The following is a 15899-nucleotide window of genomic DNA, read 5'->3' as shown; positions in this document are numbered from 1 at the left end:
GCGGTTCGTCAGCGAAAGGACGCGCATGTCGTTCTCCAGAGCTGCCCTCAGGATCCTCCTCACGTTCCTCTTGGCGACGGTCGCGTTCGCCGTCGTCCCCGCGGCGCAAGGGGTCACCACCGCGCCGCCCGCGCCGGTGACCGGGCGCCGGGCGTGCCCCGAGACGCCGAAACCCGGTGAGGTCACGTGTTTCGCGCTTTTCCGCGCCGACGCGCACGGCGTCGCGCGCGCCGCCGCGCCGCAGGGCTACGGGCCGGCCGACCTCGCGAGCGCGTACGAGCTCCCCACGGCCACCGGCGGCGAAGGCATGACGGTCGCGATCGTCGACGCCTACGACACCCCGGACGCGGAAGCCGAAATGGGCGTGTACCGCGCGCAGTTCGGGCTGTCGCCGTGCACCGTCGCCAACGGCTGCTTCACGCGCGTGGACCAGCGCGGCGGTCAGGACTTCCCCGCGCAGAACACCGGCTGGCAGCAGGAGACCATGCTCGATCTCGACCTGGTCTCGGCCGTCTGCCCGCGGTGTCACATCCTGCTCGTCGAGGCCGACGACGCGCTCGTGCCGAACATGGGCGCGGCCGTGAACCGCGCCGTGGCGATGGGCGCGAAGTTCGTGTCCAACAGCTACGGCGCCGACGAGGACCCGGCCGAACTCGACCTCGACGCGGCCTACTACGACCACCCCGGTGTCGTGGTCACCGCCAGTGCGGGCGACTACGGCTACGGCCCGCAGTTCCCGGCGGCCTCGCCGCACGTGACGGCGGTCGGCGGCACGTCGCTGTACCGCGATTCGAGCGCCCGCGGCTGGCGCGAGACGGTGTGGTCCGGCACGGGCAGTGGCTGTTCGGCGTTCGAGCCGAAACCCGCTGCCCAGAACGATTCCGGCTGCGCCAACCGCACCATCGCCGACGTCTCCGCGATCGCCGACCTCGCCACGGGCGTCGCGGTGTACGTGAACGGCGCGTGGGGCCTGGCCGGTGGCACGAGCGCGTCGTCGCCGATCATCGCGGCCGCCTCCGCGCTCGCCGGCGCGCCCGCCGCGGACAGCTACCCCAACGCGCTGCCCTACCGTCCCGGCGCGACCTTCAACGACGTCACCGAAGGCGCCAACGGCACGTGCACTCCGGCGTACCTGTGCACCGCCGGCCCGGGTTTCGACGGGCCGACCGGGCTCGGTACCCCGCGCGGCATCTCGGCGTTCACCCCGGGCGCGACCGGCACGATCGCCGGCACCGTCCGCGACGCCGGCGGCGCGCCGCTGCCCGGCGCGCAGGTGAAGGCGGGTGACCTCGCCACAACGGCGGGCGCCGACGGCCACTACGCGATCGGCGTGCCGGTCGGCACCTACGCCGTGACGGCGAGCAAGTTCTCCTACCGCGACGCGACCGTCGACGGCGTCACGGTTGAAGCCGGGAAGACCGCGACCGCCGACTTCTCACTGGCGACGGTGCCGTCGGTGCGGATCAGCGGCACCGTACGCGACGGCAGTGGCCACGGCTGGCCCGTCGCCGCCCACGTGCAGGTCGCCGGGCAGCCGACCACGGTCGTGCCGACCGATCCGCTCACCGGCCGCTACGCGCTGACCGTGCCTCAGGGCGCGACCTACTCCGTGCAGGTCGATCCGGACTACCCCGGGTACCTGCCGGATTCGGCGCCCGTGGCTGTCGGCGACACCGGCGCCGCGCACGACGCCGCGGTGAAGGTCGACCCGGTCACCTGCGGCGCGCCCGGCTACACCGACCGGTTCACCGGTACCACGCAGGACTTCGACGCGCCGTCGCCGTGGACCGTCGTGAACAACCTCGGCGACGGCGCCGCCACGTGGTCGTTCGGCAACCCCGCCGGCCGCGACAACTACACCGGCGGCACCGGCGCGTTCGCCACCGTGGACAGCAACTCGATCGGCGGCGACCAGGACACGTCGCTCGTGAGCCCGGTGACCGACCTCAGCGGCGCGGCGAACCCGACGGTCCGCTTCGCGACGGACTACCAGGGCACGCAGGGCCAGGGCGCCACGGTGGACTACACCACCGACGGCGGAGCCACCTGGACCACGGCGTGGCGCCACGGCAGCGACACCGTGGCCGGTCCGTCCGTCCAGGTCGTGCCCATCCCCGGGGCCGCGGGCAAGCCGGCCGTGCAGGTGCGCTTCCACTACACCGACCGGAGTTTCGGGTTCTGGTGGCAGGTCGACGACGTGCTCATCGGCGATCACGCGTGCGACGTCGTGCCCGGCGGTCTCGTGACCGGCGCGGTGCACGACCACCTGACGGGCGCGCCGCTCGGCGGGGCTTCGGTGGACAGCGCCGACCGGCCCGGCGAGGGCGCGGCGACGCAGCCCGACGGTTCCTACTGGTTCTTCTCGAGCGTCACCGGCAGCCACGCCTTCACCGCGACAGCCACGAACTTCGTGCCCGGCACGCAGCAGGTGCTCGTCGCGCCGGACGCCGTGACGCCGGCCGACTTCCGGCTCGACGCCGGCCGGCTGGAGGTGAACGTCGCGTCCGTCGACAAATCCGTGGCGTGGCAGGGAAAGACGACGGCGACGGTCAAGGTGCGCAACACCGGCACCGCGCCCGTCGACGTCCGCCTCGACCCGGTGACGGGCACGTTCACCCCGGCCGTCGCGGCGGCGCCGCTGCAACGCGTGAAGGGTGACTTCAGCACCGGCCCGCTGGTGGGCCGCGCCAAGCAGAGCGGTGCCATGCCCGACGCTGTCCCCGCGGCCGCCGCGTGGCAGACGGTGGCCGACTACCCGACGAAGATCATGGACAACGGCGTCGTCTCCGTGAACGGCAAGGTGTTTTCGTTCACCGGCCTCGACGGCGCGGAGCTGACGACCAAGAACTTCGTCTACGACCCGGGCACGCTCGCCTGGACGCCGATCGCCGATCTCACGACGCCGCGCGAGACACCGGTGGTGGCGGCGATCGGCACGAAGGTCTACCTCTCCGGCGGCTGGGCCGACGGCAGCGTGCCCGAGGCGAGCACCGAGATCTACGACACCGTCACCGGCACGTGGACCGCGGGGGCGCCGATGCCGACGGCCACCGCCGCGGCCGGTGTCGCCGTGGCCGGCGGCCGGATCTACGCCGTCGGCGGCTGCGGCGGTTCGAGCTGCGGCACCACGCGCGTGCAGGTTTACGACCCGGCGCTCGACCAGTGGTCGGCGGGCCCGGACCTGCCGGCCCCGGTGGGCTGGACCAACTGCGGCACGATCGCGGGCTCGATCTACTGCGCCGGCGGCGTCAGCGGGTTCGACAACCTGAAGACCGCGTACACGCTCGACGTCGCGAAGGGCACGTGGTCCCGCGTCGCCGACCTGCCGGTGCGGATGTGGGGCTCGGCCTCGACCGTCGCGAACGGACAGCTGCTGCTCTCGGGCGGCATCGCCGACGGGGACCTCACGAACGCCGGGTACGCCTACGACCCGCAGTCGAACCAGTGGTCCGCGCTGCCCAACGCCAACGAGACCCTCTTCCGCGGCGGCAGCGCGTGCGGCTTCTACCGCATCGGCGGCTCGGCGAACGCGAGCTTCAACCCGACGAACCACGACCTGCTGCTGCCCGGCTACGGCGAATGCGGCGAGTACGTGACGATCCCGTGGCTGTCCACCAGCCCGGCGGCGACGACCGTCGCGGCGGGCGCGACGGGGACGTTCACGGTGACGCTCGACGCGAGCGTCGCGGCGATCACGCAGCCGGGCACCTACACCGCCCAGCTCGTCGTGGGCGCCCGCGTGCCGGAGGCGGTTCCGGCGATCCCGGTGTCGTTCACGGTCAAGCCGCCGTCGACGTGGAGCAAGCTGACCGGCACCGTCACGGGGGCCCGGTGCGGCGCGAGCGCCGGCCCGCTCGCCGCGGTGACCGTGCAGGTCGACAGCTGGACGGCGAGCTACACGCTCAAAACCGACGCCGCGGGTCGCTACACGCTGTGGCTCGACCGCCGGAACAACCCGCTCACCCTCATCGCGGCCCGCGACGGCTGGCAACCCCAGACGCGGACCGTCAAGCTGGTGAAGGGTCAGGCGGTGACGGCGGACTTCGTGCTGAAACCGGACGCCTGCTGAGGCGCGCCAGGACAGCGGCGGGGGCCGGCCCACGGGGTCGGCCCCCGCTCGTGTGTGGCGGGAACCGCACGTCCAGTGGTTGTGCAATGTGACATACTACTGGCCATGGTGGCGACGGGAAGGTCCGCCGACGTGCTCGTGGTGGGCGCCGGAGTGGTCGGAGCGGCGTGCGCGTACTACTGCGCCGCGGCGGGCCTGCGGGTCGCCGTGCTGGACCGCGGCGGGGTCGCCGGCGGCACGACCAGTGGCGGCGAGGGCAACATCCTCGTGTCGGACAAGGAACTCGGCGCGGAGCTCGACCTGGCGCTGCTCTCGGTGAAGCTCTGGGCGGAGCTGGGGGAGCGGTTCGGGCCGGGCGCGCTGGAGCTGGAGCACAAGGGCGGCGTGGTCGTCGCGCAGTCCGCGGACGCCGCGGCGGGCCTGGCCGCGCTGGCCGCGGAGCAACGCGCTCGGGGCGTCGAGGCCGTGGACCTGACGTCGGCCGAGGTGGCCGACCTCGAGCCGAACCTGACGAAGAACGTCGCTTCGGGCGCGTATTACCCGCAGGACAAGCAGGTGCAGCCGATGCTCGCGGCGGCGGAGCTGCTGCGCCAGGCCGGCCGGCTCGGCGCGCAATTGCACACCGGCACGGAGGTGCGCTCGTTCCGGCGCAGCGCCGACGGGGCGTTCGCCGGGGTCACCACCAACCGCGGCGACTTCTCCGCCCGCCGGCTCGTGAACGCGGGCGGTACGTGGGGCGGTGAGATCTCCGCGCTCGCGGGCGCCCCGATCCCGGTGCTGCCGCGCCGGGGGTTCGTGCTGGTCACCGAACCGCTGCCGCGCGTGATCCGGCACAAGGTCTACACCGCCGACTACGTGGCCAACGTGGCGAGCGGCGACGCCGGGCTGGAGACGTCCGTGGTCGTGGAGGGCACGCAGTCCGGCACCGTGCTGATCGGCGCGAGCCGCGAGCGCGTCGGGTTCGACCGGCAGTTCTCGCTCGCCGTGGTGCGCAAGCTGGCGGCGCAGGCGATCGGGGTGTTCCCGTTCCTGGCCGACGTGTCGTTGCTGCGCAGCTACCTGGGGTTCCGGCCGTACTGCCCGGACCACCTGCCCGTGATCGGCGAGGACCCCCGGTTGCCGGGGCTGGTGCACGCGTGCGGTCACGAGGGCGCCGGGATCGGGCTCGCCGCCGCGACCGGGCACCTGGTGGCGCAACAGGCGACGGGCGTGCAGCCCGACCTCGATCTCGCGCCGTTCCGGGCGGATCGCTTCGAGGAGGTCGCGTGACGGATCCGGTGGAGTTCTCGTTCCGGGGCGAGGAGATCGTGGCGGAAGCGGGGCAGAGTGTGGGGGCCGCGCTGATCGCCGCGGGCCACCGCTCGTGGCGCACGACGCGCCGCGAGGGCGCGCCGCGCGGGATCTTCTGCGGCATCGGCGTGTGCTTCGACTGCCTGGTGGTGGTCAACGGCGAGGCGGGCCGGCGCGCGTGCCTCACGGAAGTGCGCCCGGGTGATGTGATCGAACCGCAGGAAGGAGCGGGCCGTGGCGATCTCGCCTGCTGACTGCGACCTGGCCGTGCTGGGCGCCGGACCCGCGGGCCTGGCCGCCGCGGTGGCCGCGGCGAACGCCGGGGCGCGGGTGTCGCTCGTGGACGCCGGCCCGCGCGTCGGCGGGCAGTTCTGGCGGCACCGCGAAGGTGACGACGGCGCGGGCCACCACGACTGGCGGACGCTGGTGCGGCTGCGGTCCGGACTGTCGCGTGTGGACCTGCGGACGCGGCACGCGGTGTGGCACGTCGAACGCACCGAGGCCGGGTTCACCGTGCACACCGACCGCGGTGAGTTCACCTGCCGCGCGGTGGTCGTCGCGACCGGCGCGTACGACCGGCAGCTGCCGTTCCCCGGCTGGACGGTGCCGGGGGTCTACGCGGCCGGCGGAGCGCAGGCGTTGCTCAAGGGCCACGGCGTGCGGGCCGGGAGCCGGGTCGTGGTCGGCGGGACGGGGCCGTTCCTGCTGCCCGTCGCGGCCGGGCTGGTCACCGCGGGGGCCGACGTGGTGGGGGTGTTCGAGGCCGGCTCGCCCGCCGGGTTCGCGCGGTCGCCGCTGGCGGTGCTGGCCAACGCCGGCAAACTCGCCGAAGGTGCCGGTTACCTCAAAACGCTGGTGCGCCACCGGGTTCCGTACCGCAGGCGCATGGCGGTCGTCGCCGCCCACGGCACGGACGGCGTCGAGGGGGTGACGGTCGCGTCACTCGATCCCGGCTGGCGGATCGTGCCGGGGACCGCGCGCGAGATCGCGTGCGACACCGTCGCCGTCGGCTACGGGTTCACGCCCCAGCTGGAGATCCCGCTGCAGCTGGGCTGCGACACGACACTCGGCGCGGACGGTTCTCTGGTGGCCGTCGCCGACGACCGGCAGCGCGCGTCCACCCCGGGGGTGTACCTGGCCGGGGAGGTGTGCGGCGTCGGCGGGGCCGCGCTGTCCGTTGTGGAGGGTGAGCTCGCCGGCCTGCACGCGGCGCTGACGACCGTGGGCGCGGCACCGAACCGCGACGTCGTCGCGCGGTTGCTGCGGCAGCGGAAGTCGTTGCGCGCCTTCGCGTCGGCGATGCACGCGGCGCACCCCGTCCGGCCGGGCTGGCAGACGTGGCTCGACGCCGGCACCCAGGTCTGCCGCTGCGAGGAGGTGTCCGCCGGCACGGTGCGAGCCGCGGTGACGGACTTCGGCGCCACGGACGCGCGGACCGTGAAGCTGCTGGCGCGCCCGGGCATGGGCCTGTGCCAGGGCCGCGTGTGCGGCTACGCGACGGCGTGCCTCGTCGCGGCCGAGTGCGGCCGGGAGCCCGCGGCGGCCGACCTCGCCGGCGTCGCGGCACGCCCGATCGCGCAGCCGGTGAAGCTCGGTGACCTCGCCCGTGGCTGACCTCGAACTGTCCGAAGAGGACGAAGCGGTGCTCGCCGGCGCGCGGGGTGAAGCGGCTCGCCTGTGCCTGCGGATGGTGGTCGCGCTCGCGCGCGTGCGGGCGGCGCCGCGGCTGCTGACCGTCCGGAGTGCCCACGTCGACGGCTGCCTGTACCACGGGCAGGCGGGCCTGGACTTCGTCGAACGGCTGGGGGAGCTGGCGGGGCGGGTCGCCGTGCCGACCACGCTCAACGTCGGTTCCCTCGACCTGCGTCACCCGGACCTCGTGCGCGCCGAGCCCGAAACGGCCGCGGCGGCGCGCCGCCAGATGGCGGCCTACACCGCGCTGGGATGCACGCCGACCTGGACCTGCGCGCCGTACCAGCTCACGCACCGGCCGGCGTTCGGCACGCACGTGGCGTGGGCGGAGTCCAACGCGATCGTGTTCGCCAACTCCGTGCTCGGCGCCCGCACCGACCGCTACGGCGATTTCCTCGACATCGCCGCGGCGATCACCGGCCGCGTCCCGGACGCGGGGCTGCACCGCGACGAGAACCGGCGCGCGACGATCCGGCTCGACTGCGCGGGGTTGTCGCCGCGGCTGCTCACCGAGGACGCGGCGTGGGGTGTGCTCGGGCACCTCGCGGGCCGACTGGCCGGGAGCGGGGTGCCGGTGGTGACCGGGGTGTCGTCGGACGTGACCGAGGACCAGCTGAAAGCGTTCGGCGCGGCCGCGGCGTCGAGCGGCGGAGTGGGGCTGTTCCACGTCGCCGGGGTGACGCCGGAGGCACACACGCTGGAAGCTGTTGCGCCGCAAGGGATTCCGGCGCACGTGGTCGACGCGGCGCAGCTGCGGGCGGTGCGGGACGAGCTGACGACGGCACGCGGTCCCGCGATCGACGCGTTGTGCCTGGGGACACCGCACTTTTCGCTGACGGAGTTCGCCCGGCTGGCGGGGCTGCTCGGGGACGGCGCGCCGTTCCGCGTGCGGGCGTACGTGACCACGAGCCGCGCCGTGCTGGCGGAGGCCGAACGGCTCGGCTACGCGGAAACCGTGCGCGCGGCGGGTGGCCGGATCGTCGTCGACACCTGCACGTACCTCACCCCGATCGTCGAGCAGGACGTGCGCACGGCGATGACGAACTCCGGCAAGTGGGCGTGGTACGCGCCGGGGAACATCGGCGTGGCCGTGGTGTTCGGGTCGCTGGCCGAGTGCGTCGCGTCGGCGCGGGCCGGCCGGGTCGTGCGGGACGAGGCGCTGTGGGCGAGCTGACCGGGCGCACGGTGTTCCCCGGCTCGGCGACGGGGGACCTGCTCGTGCTCGACGCGCCCCTGTCCTTCTGGGGCGGGACGGACCTCGCCGGCCGGATCGTCGACGAGCACCACCCGCAGCGCGGCGCGGCGCTGACCGGCCGCGTGGTCGCGCTGCCGCGGGCGCGGGGGTCGAGTTCGTCGTCTTCGGTGCTGGCCGAGCAGATCCGGGCCGGCACGGCGCCGGCGGCGCTCGTGCTCACCGAGCCGGACGCGATCTTGATGCTCGGCGCGTGGGTCGCGGCCGAGCTGTACGACCTGCGGCTGCCGATCGTGGTGCTCGCTGAGCGGGACTACGCGCGGCTCGTGGCCGGTTCGGGCCCGGTGTCGGTATCGGCCGGCCCGGATTCGGCGGTGGTTGCGCCAATCCGCTGATCATCGACCTCGGCTTCGGCCGCGGACCCGGCACCCTCGACGAAACCGCGATCCGCGCCCTGCGCCGCGGCGCGCCCATGCCCGAGCGCGAGGAGTACGAACGGGACGCGGCGGAGCTGGCCGGATACACGTCGCCGGCCGGACGGCGTTGTCGTCGTCGCTGGGCACGCCGACCACGCCGAACTCTGGGCGCCGGCCTCGTCGTCCGACGGCGCGGGCCCGGCGGCCCGGCTGGGGCTGCCGCTGTCGTTCGCCCGCCACCTCCGCCCGGACGACACGGATTCGGCGCTGGAGCTCTACCGGGGGAGTTCAGGCCGTCGGACCGGCTCGCCGAGCCTCGCGTGACGGTCTCGTCCCCGGCCGGGTGCGCCGAAACCGCGGACCGCGCCGAGCACCTCGCCCGGCCCTGGTACGTCTCGCCGGCGCGGCGGGCCCACAGCGACACCGGCCCGCTGCCGGCGGCGGCCGAGGTCACCGCGCGTGAGCTCACCGGCGAAGAACGCGCCGCGTTCCGGCAGCCGTGGGCCCCGGTGACCGGAACTCCGGCCGTCGTCGCCACGCAGCGCGCGGACCTGGTGAAGAGCACCGACGCGGACGAACTGCTCGTCATGACACCGGTGTCCGACCCGGCCGGCCGCGCGCGATCGATCGAACTCGTCGCCGCGGCGGCCGGCTGAGCGCTCAGCGCCGCACGCGCACCACACCGCCTTGCACGACGGCGGCGACGCCGGACGACGGGTTCGCGAGCACGTCGAGGCTCTCCAGCGGATTCGCCCGGGCGAGCACCACGTCGCCGGTCGCCCCGGGCGTGAGGGTGCCCAGCGTGCCCTCCCGCCGCAGCAGTTCCGCCGCCACGGTGGTGGCCGAGCGCAGCACCGCGCCGGGCGTCTGGACCTTCGCACGCAGAGCGAACTCCTCCGACTGCCGCGCCTGCATGGCGCCGAGGAGGTCGCTGCCGTAGGCGATGCGGACGCCCGCGGAGTCCGCGAGCTGCAGGGCCTGGTAGCCGTTTTCCGTCACGCGCACGACCTTTTCGTACTGCTCCGCCGTGAACCCGAGTTCGCGGCTCTGCTCCAGCAGCGCCTGGTACGTGATGAGCGTCGGCACGTAGAAGGCGTCGTGGGCCAGGAACAGGTCGATGGACGTCGCGTCGAGGAGGTTGCCGTGTTCGATCGTGCGGACGCCGAGGCGCAGGCCGCGGTTGACCGCGTCCGCGGTGTAGGCGTGGCCGGCCGTGTAGAGGTTCGCGGCGGCGGCCTCCTCGACGATCGCGGTGACCTCCTCGTCGGAGAACTGCAGGGAGTCCACGCGGTCCGTCGGGCTCGCGCAGCCGCCCGACAGCATGATCTTGAGGTGGTACGCGCCGCGGCGGATCTCGTCGCGGGCGGCTCGGCGGACCTCGTCGACCCCGTCGCACACGCGGCCCAGCACGGGGATCGCGTAGTGCTGGTCGTGCACGTCGCGCCCGGCCGGACGCAGGTCGCCGTGCCCGCCGGTCTGCGAAAGGGCCTTGCCGCCGAAGAAGATCCGCGGCCCCGTGAACAGGCCCTCGGCGACTGCGGCAGCGATGCCGAAGTCCGCGCCGCCGACGTCACGCACGCTCGTGAAACCGCGCGCCAGCATGTCCTTCAGCAGGTGGGAAGCCTGCGCCGCCACGTACGCGGGCGACGCGTCGGCGACCGTGCCCAGCGCCGCGCTCACCGCGTTCACGTGCACGTGGCAGTCGATCAGCCCCGGCACCGCGAACAGGCCCGAGCCGTCGAGTTCGCCCGCGCCAACGGGGTCGCCGGGATCGGGCTCCACCGCCGTGATCCGCCCGGCCGCGATGCGGATGGCGCGATCACCGGCCACGTCTTCGGTCGCCGGGTCGACGACGCTCACGTGCCGGACGGTGAGGTCGGCTGTCATCAAGGCACCTCCGGGTTCAGTCACGTCCCATGGTCTCCTGTCCGATCGTCTCGAGCGAGCGCCCGGTCGTGCGTTGCCCGAACACCGCGACCACGGCGGCGCCGATCAGCAGCAGCACCAGCAGCATCGTGAACACGCCGCCGAAGCCGACGGTGCTGTAGGAGAACCCGATCACGATCGGCGCGATGATCCCGCCGACCCGCCCGACCGCCGACGCGACGCCCAGGCCGGTGGTGCGGATCATCGTCGGGTAGATCTCCGACGTGTACGAGTATTCGAGCGCCGCGTTGCCGTTCATGAAGAACGACAACACGATCCCCCACACGAGGATCTGCGTGCTGCTGCTCGCGAACGCCAGCCCCAGCGCGCCGACCGCGCCGCCCGCCAGGTAGATCACGATCGTCCACTTGCGCTCGAGGCGTTCGCTCACGAACGCGGCCGAGTAGTAGCCGGGGATCTGCGCGAGGTAGATGACGATGGAGAACAGGAAGCTCTTCGAGATGTCGAAGCCCTGCTTCACCAGCAGCGACGGGATCCAGGTGAAGAAGCCGTAGTAGGTGAAGATGGCGACGAACCAGTAGATCCACGACGTGATCGTGGTCTTGCGCAAGCCCGTCGACACGAGCGAGCGCAGGTTCGACCCCACCGTGCCCGACGACACCTGCACGTCTTCGTCCTGTGTGGACACCTGCGGTTCGGGCAGCGGCCCGACGCGCTCGCGCACCTGCCGCTCGATGTCGGACACCACGAGCTCCGCCTCGGCGGCGCGCCCGTGGACGTGCAGGAACCGCGGCGATTCCGGCAGCGTGCGCCGCCACCACAGCAGCATCAGGATCGGTACCGACGTGAGCACCTGCACCCAGCGCCAGCCGTGCGGCACGTCGCTGACCACGAAGTAACCGAGCAGGCTCGCGAACACGTAGCCGAACGCGAAGAACCCGGCCAGCGAGCCGACGTAGCGCCCACGTACGCGCGAGGGCACGAACTCCGACAGGTACGGCGCGATGATCGCGCTCTCCGCGCCGGTGCCCATGCCCGCCACCACGCGGGCGACGAACAGCACCGCGAAGTTCGGCGCGGCGGCCGCGACCAGGCTCGCGATGCTGTAGAGCACGAGCGCGCTGATCATGACCTTGCGACGGCCGATCTTGTCGCCGAGGATGCCGGCGCCCAGCGCGCCGAAGAGGAACCCGATGAGCAGGCTGCTGCCCAGGATGCCGGTGGCTCCGCTCGAGAGCCCCCATTCCTTCGTGACCGACGGGAGGATGAAGGCGACGATCGCGCCGTCCATCGCGTCGAAGGTGTAGCCGAGGCCGCCCGCGAAGAGCAGCTTGTAGTGGAACCGGGAAAGGGGCAGGCGCTCGAGCCGGGCTGCCATCACGTGGGATGTCAGCTGCTGCGGCGCCGCGCCGGTTGTCTCGGACATGGGGCCTCCATGGCGGGGAACCAGGTCAGGACACTGTACAATGTCACATGACACATGGCACGATGAATTTCGGACTTAACTTCCTGGTGACATCGACTGGTGTGGAGGGCTCATGACCGGGCGGGAAAAACCGTGGCACGGCGTGCTGGTGGCGGCGGCACTGCCACTGCGGGAGGCCGGGCCGGGCGCGCTGGCCGTCGACTTCGCCGCCTATGCGGAGCACGTGGCGTGGCTGGCCGAAAGCGGCTGCGACGGCGTCACCCCGAACGGCTCACTGGGGGAGTACCAGACGCTGAGCGCCGAAGAGCGCACGCGCGTGGTCCGCACGGCGGTCGAGGCGGCGCCCGAGGGCTTCACGGTGATGCCGGGCGTCGCGGCCTACGGGGCCGCCGAAGCCCGGCGCTGGGCCGAGGACGCGGCCGAGGCCGGTTGCCCGGCGGTGATGCTGCTGCCGCCCAACTCGTACCGGGCCGACGAGCGCGCGGTGATCGCGCACTACCGCGAGGTCGCGAAGGCCGGCGTGCCGATCGTGGCGTACAACAACCCGTTCGACACCAAGGTCGACCTCGTGCCGGAGCTGCTGGCCGAGCTGCACGCCGAAGGCCTGATCGTCGGTGTGAAGGAGTTCTCGGGTGACGTGCGCCGGCCGTACCGGATCGCGGAGCTCGCGCCGGAGCTCGACGTGCTGTGCGGCGCCGACGACGTGCTGCTGGAGCTCGCGATCGCGGGCGCGCCCGGCTGGGTCGCCGGCTACCCCAACGCGTTCCCGAAGGCCACGAGCGAGCTGTGGGCCGCGGCGTCGGCGGGTGACCTGGAGAAGGCCGTGCCGCTGTACCGGCTGCTGCACCCGTTGCTGCGCTGGGATTCGCTCACGGAGTTCGTGCAGGCCATCAAGCTGAGCATGGACATCGCGGGCCGCTACGGTGGGCCGTGCCGGCCGCCGCGGGTGCCGCTCACGCCCGAGCAGGAGAAGGCGGTCCGCCAGGCGACCGAACGAGCGCTCGAGGAAGGGCTTTCCTAGACCATGCGCGCCAAGCGGCTGTTCCACGCCGTCGACTCCCACACCGAGGGCATGCCGACCCGCGTGATCACGGGTGGGGTCGGCGTCGTGCCGGGGACCACGATGTTCGAGCGCCGGCAGCACTTCGTCGAGCACCTCGACCACCTCCGGCAGCTGCTGATGTACGAACCCCGCGGGCACTCGGCGATGAGCGGCGCGATCCTTCAGCCGCCGACGCGCGAGGACGCCGACTGGGGGGTGCTGTTCATCGAGGTCTCCGGGTGCCTGCCGATGTGCGGGCACGGCACCGTCGGCGTGGCCACGGTGCTCGTCGAGACGGGCATGGTCGAGGTCGTCGAGCCGGTCACCACGATCCGGCTCGACACCCCGGCCGGGCTGGTGGTCGCCGACGTCGCCGTGCAGGACGGGGCCGCGCGGTCGGTGACGATCCGCAACGTGCCGTCGTTCTCGCTGGGGCTGGACCGCAAGGTCGACGTGCCGGGCTTCGGCCAGGTGCGCTACGACCTGGCGTTCGGCGGGAACTTCTACGCGATCCTCGGGCTCGAGGAGCTGGGGCTGCCGTTCGACCGCGCCGAGAAGCAGCGGCTGCTCGACGCGGGACTGTCCATCATGGACGCGATCAACGCCCGGGACCGGCCGGTGCACCCGGTGAACCCCGAGATCTCGGGCTGCCACCACGTGTACCTCGCCGCACCGGGTTCGGACGCGCGCCACTCGCGGCACGCGATGGCCATCCACCCGGGCTGGTTCGACCGCTCGCCGTGCGGTACCGGCACCAGCGCGCGGATGGCGCAGCTGCACGCGCGCGGCGAGCTGCCGCTGAACACCGACTTCCGCAACGAGTCGTTCATCGGCACGCACTTCATCGGGCGGCTGGTGGAGGAGACGACGGTGGGCACGCTGCCCGCCGTGATCCCCACGATCACCGGGCGCGCGTGGCTCACCGGCACGGCGCAGTACTTCCTCGACCCGGACGACCCGTTCCCCGCGGGGTTCCAGCTGTGATCGAGGTGCTCGACGCGCGGCCGTCGATGACGTCGGCGATCGCGGCGCTGCGATCGGCACTGGCGGACGGGCTCGACCCGGCGGCGGACCCGGCGCGCGCGGTCGTGCCCGTGCCGAGCGGGCAGTTCCTGCTGATGCCGGCGTTCTGGGGCGACTACGCGGGGGTGAAGGTCGCGACCGTGGCGCCGGACAACCCGTCGCGGGGGCGGCCGCGCATCCAAGGTGAGTACCTGCTGCTCGACGGGCCGACGCTGACGCCGCTGGCCGTGCTGGACGGGGTTGCCCTGACGTCGGTCCGCACGGCGGCGGTGTCGGCGGTGGCGGTGGACGCCTTGGCGCCCGAAGACGCCTCGCGGCTCGTGGTGTTCGGCACCGGCCCGCAGGCGGCGAGCCACGTCGAGGCGCTGCGGGCGGTCCGGCCGGTGGACGAGGTCGTGGTGGTGGGGCGGTCTTCGGCGGAGGCCTTCGCCGCGGCGTGCGGCGGCCGCACCGGGACACCGGCCGACGTCGCTTCGGCCGACCTCGTGGCGTGCTGCACGACCGCGTCGGCGCCGCTGTTCGACGGCTCGCTGGTCGCCGACGGCGCGGTCGTGGTGGCGGTGGGTTCGCACGAACCGCACGTCCGGGAGGTCGACTCGGTTCTGGCCGGCCGCTCGGCCGTGGTGGTCGAAGCGGTGCCGACGGCTCTGCGCGAGGCCGGTGACGTGGTCCTGGCCGTTTCCGACGGGGCGCTGGCGCCGGACGCGCTGCTGCCGCTGGCCGACGTCGTGCGCGGGACCGCGTCCGTGCCCGGGTCGGGGCCCCGCTTGTTCAAGAGCGTCGGAATGGCGTGGGAGGATCTCGTGGTCGCCGCCACCACCTACCAGGCCGCCCGGGGAGAACCACGTTGACGACGGAGGAGCACCTCACGCTGACGCTGCCCACCTTCGGCGTCCAGCGCAACCTGCGCGACCAGATCACGCAGACGCTGCGCGCGGCCGTCATCTCCGGCGAACTGCGCCCCGGCGTCGTCTACTCGGCGCCCAGCCTCGCCACCCAGTTCGGCGTGTCCGCCACTCCCGTGCGCGAGGCCATGCTGGACCTGGTGAAGGAAGGTTTGATCGACACGGTGCGCAACAAGGGGTTCCGCGTCACCGAACCGTCCGAAAAGGACCTCGACGACCTGAGCGAGCTGCGCGCGCTGATCGAGGTGCCCACCATCCGCCACCTCGCGTCGACCGGTGTCGACCCGGCCGTCATCGCCGAACTGCGCCCGCTGGCCGCCGGCATCGAACGCGCGGCCACCGAGGGTGACCTCATCGCCCACGTCGCCACCGACATGCAGTTCCACCTGCGGCTGCTGGAACAGGCGGGCAACCCGCACCTCGTGGAGACCGTGCGGTCGCTGCGGTCGCGATCGCGCATCTACGGCCTGCGCGGGCTGGCGGAGCGCGGCGAGCTGGTGCCCTCGTCGCACGAGCACGCGGTGCTGCTGGACCTGATCGAGGCCCGCGACGCCGACGGCGCGGAAGACCTGATGCGCCGCCACATCCGCCACGTGCGCGGCATCTGGGCCGAGTAGCCAGTATCGCCACGGGATGGCGTTGGCGGCGAGGTGCATCGCCGCGATCAGGTCACTGCCCGGCCCACGCGGGGCGTTCGTCCCGGTCAGCGGGTCCGGCCCGGCCTTGCGGTCGTCGCGCGGGGTCTGCAGGAGGTGCTGCCACGCCGTGCGGAACGCGGCATCGACGCGTCCGCCCGGCTCGGCCCCGGTTGCCCGGCGGCGTCGGCCCCCTGTGCGCGCAGTTCGCCGACGCAGCCGGGCGGGACCCCGGTCCTCCTCCGAATCCCCGCGAAGCAGCCTCCGCCCGGGGGCAAAGCGTGTCAACCAACGGAAATTCACGCCGGTTCTGTGCCAGAGT

General features: G+C 73.2%; 13 protein-coding genes. 11 read left to right on the top strand and 2 right to left on the bottom strand.

Annotation, left to right across the window (positions count from 1 at the left end):
- Positions 1-25 precede the first annotated feature (25 nt).
- From ACIA77_RS11185 to ACIA77_RS11155, 7 genes are all read left to right on the top strand, one after another.
- Positions 26-4069 (top strand): carboxypeptidase regulatory-like domain-containing protein, encoded by a 4044-nt coding sequence (locus ACIA77_RS11185; protein ID WP_395885687.1) that lies wholly within the window; start codon positions 26-28, stop codon positions 4067-4069.
- Between the two features lie 105 nt (positions 4070-4174).
- Positions 4175-5338, top strand: a complete 1164-nt coding sequence (locus ACIA77_RS11180) for an NAD(P)/FAD-dependent oxidoreductase (protein WP_395885686.1) — start codon at positions 4175-4177, stop codon at positions 5336-5338.
- Positions 5335-5613 (top strand): (2Fe-2S)-binding protein, encoded by a 279-nt coding sequence (locus ACIA77_RS11175; RefSeq protein ID WP_395885684.1) that lies wholly within the window; start codon positions 5335-5337, stop codon positions 5611-5613. The genes ACIA77_RS11180 and ACIA77_RS11175 overlap by 4 nt, the downstream gene beginning before the upstream one ends.
- Positions 5594-6973: an FAD-dependent oxidoreductase gene (locus ACIA77_RS11170; protein WP_395885683.1), complete on the top strand. Its 1380-nt coding sequence runs from the start codon at positions 5594-5596 to the stop codon at positions 6971-6973. Before ACIA77_RS11175 ends, ACIA77_RS11170 begins: the two co-directional genes overlap by 20 nt.
- Positions 6966-8225, top strand: coding sequence for an aconitase X (locus tag ACIA77_RS11165; protein ID WP_395885682.1), 1260 nt, complete (start codon positions 6966-6968; stop codon positions 8223-8225). Before ACIA77_RS11170 ends, ACIA77_RS11165 begins: the two co-directional genes overlap by 8 nt.
- Positions 8213-8638 (top strand): aconitase X swivel domain-containing protein, encoded by a 426-nt coding sequence (locus ACIA77_RS11160; RefSeq protein ID WP_395885681.1) that lies wholly within the window; start codon positions 8213-8215, stop codon positions 8636-8638. The genes ACIA77_RS11165 and ACIA77_RS11160 overlap by 13 nt, the downstream gene beginning before the upstream one ends.
- 341 nt (positions 8639-8979) lie before the next feature.
- On the top strand, positions 8980-9315 hold the full coding sequence (locus tag ACIA77_RS11155) for a hypothetical protein (RefSeq protein WP_395885680.1): 336 nt from the start codon (positions 8980-8982) through the stop codon (positions 9313-9315).
- Positions 9316-9319: 4 nt separating this feature from the next.
- Here ACIA77_RS11155 and ACIA77_RS11150 read toward each other — a convergent pair whose 3' ends face one another.
- Together ACIA77_RS11150 and ACIA77_RS11145 are read right to left on the bottom strand one after the other, a co-directional pair.
- A complete protein-coding gene (locus ACIA77_RS11150) occupies positions 9320-10546 on the bottom strand; it encodes an amidohydrolase family protein (protein WP_395885679.1) in 1227 nt (408 codons plus the stop codon).
- A gap of 16 nt (positions 10547-10562) precedes the next feature.
- Entirely contained in the window at positions 10563-11972 is a 1410-nt protein-coding gene (locus ACIA77_RS11145) for an MFS transporter (protein WP_395885678.1), read from the bottom strand.
- Positions 11973-12084: 112 nt separating this feature from the next.
- Between ACIA77_RS11145 and ACIA77_RS11140 the strand changes: the two genes are divergently transcribed.
- The 4 genes from ACIA77_RS11140 to ACIA77_RS11125 are packed head-to-tail and all read left to right on the top strand — an operon-like array spanning position 12085 to position 15559.
- The gene (locus ACIA77_RS11140) at positions 12085-12993 is read left to right on the top strand and encodes a dihydrodipicolinate synthase family protein (RefSeq protein ID WP_395885677.1); all 909 of its coding nucleotides are present in this window, start codon (positions 12085-12087) and stop codon (positions 12991-12993) included.
- A gap of 3 nt (positions 12994-12996) precedes the next feature.
- Positions 12997-13998: a proline racemase family protein gene (locus tag ACIA77_RS11135; RefSeq protein WP_395885676.1), complete on the top strand. Its 1002-nt coding sequence runs from the start codon at positions 12997-12999 to the stop codon at positions 13996-13998.
- Positions 13995-14888, top strand: coding sequence for an ornithine cyclodeaminase family protein (locus ACIA77_RS11130; RefSeq protein ID WP_395885675.1), 894 nt, complete (start codon positions 13995-13997; stop codon positions 14886-14888). The genes ACIA77_RS11135 and ACIA77_RS11130 overlap by 4 nt, the downstream gene beginning before the upstream one ends.
- Positions 14885-15559 (top strand): GntR family transcriptional regulator, encoded by a 675-nt coding sequence (locus ACIA77_RS11125; protein ID WP_395885674.1) that lies wholly within the window; start codon positions 14885-14887, stop codon positions 15557-15559. The genes ACIA77_RS11130 and ACIA77_RS11125 overlap by 4 nt, the downstream gene beginning before the upstream one ends.
- Positions 15560-15899 lie beyond the last annotated feature (340 nt).

The organism is Amycolatopsis sp. NPDC051903 (assembly GCF_044452505.1).
Taxonomy (GTDB): Bacteria; Actinomycetota; Actinomycetes; order Mycobacteriales; family Pseudonocardiaceae; genus Amycolatopsis.
This window is presented reverse-complemented; position numbering and strand designations above follow the sequence as displayed.

Excerpts from the sequence above, each read along its gene's own strand:
- ACIA77_RS11185 (WP_395885687.1), top strand. The coding sequence starts at position 26 with ATGTCGTTCTCCAGAGCTGCCCTCAGGATCCTCCTCACGTTCCTCTTG.
- ACIA77_RS11180 (WP_395885686.1), top strand. The coding sequence starts at position 4,175 with ATGGTGGCGACGGGAAGGTCCGCCGACGTGCTCGTGGTGGGCGCCGGA.
- ACIA77_RS11150 (WP_395885679.1), bottom strand. The coding sequence starts at position 10,546 with ATGACAGCCGACCTCACCGTCCGGCACGTGAGCGTCGTCGACCCGGCG.
- ACIA77_RS11145 (WP_395885678.1), bottom strand. The coding sequence starts at position 11,972 with ATGTCCGAGACAACCGGCGCGGCGCCGCAGCAGCTGACATCCCACGTG.
- ACIA77_RS11140 (WP_395885677.1), top strand. The coding sequence starts at position 12,085 with ATGACCGGGCGGGAAAAACCGTGGCACGGCGTGCTGGTGGCGGCGGCA.
- ACIA77_RS11135 (WP_395885676.1), top strand. The coding sequence starts at position 12,997 with ATGCGCGCCAAGCGGCTGTTCCACGCCGTCGACTCCCACACCGAGGGC.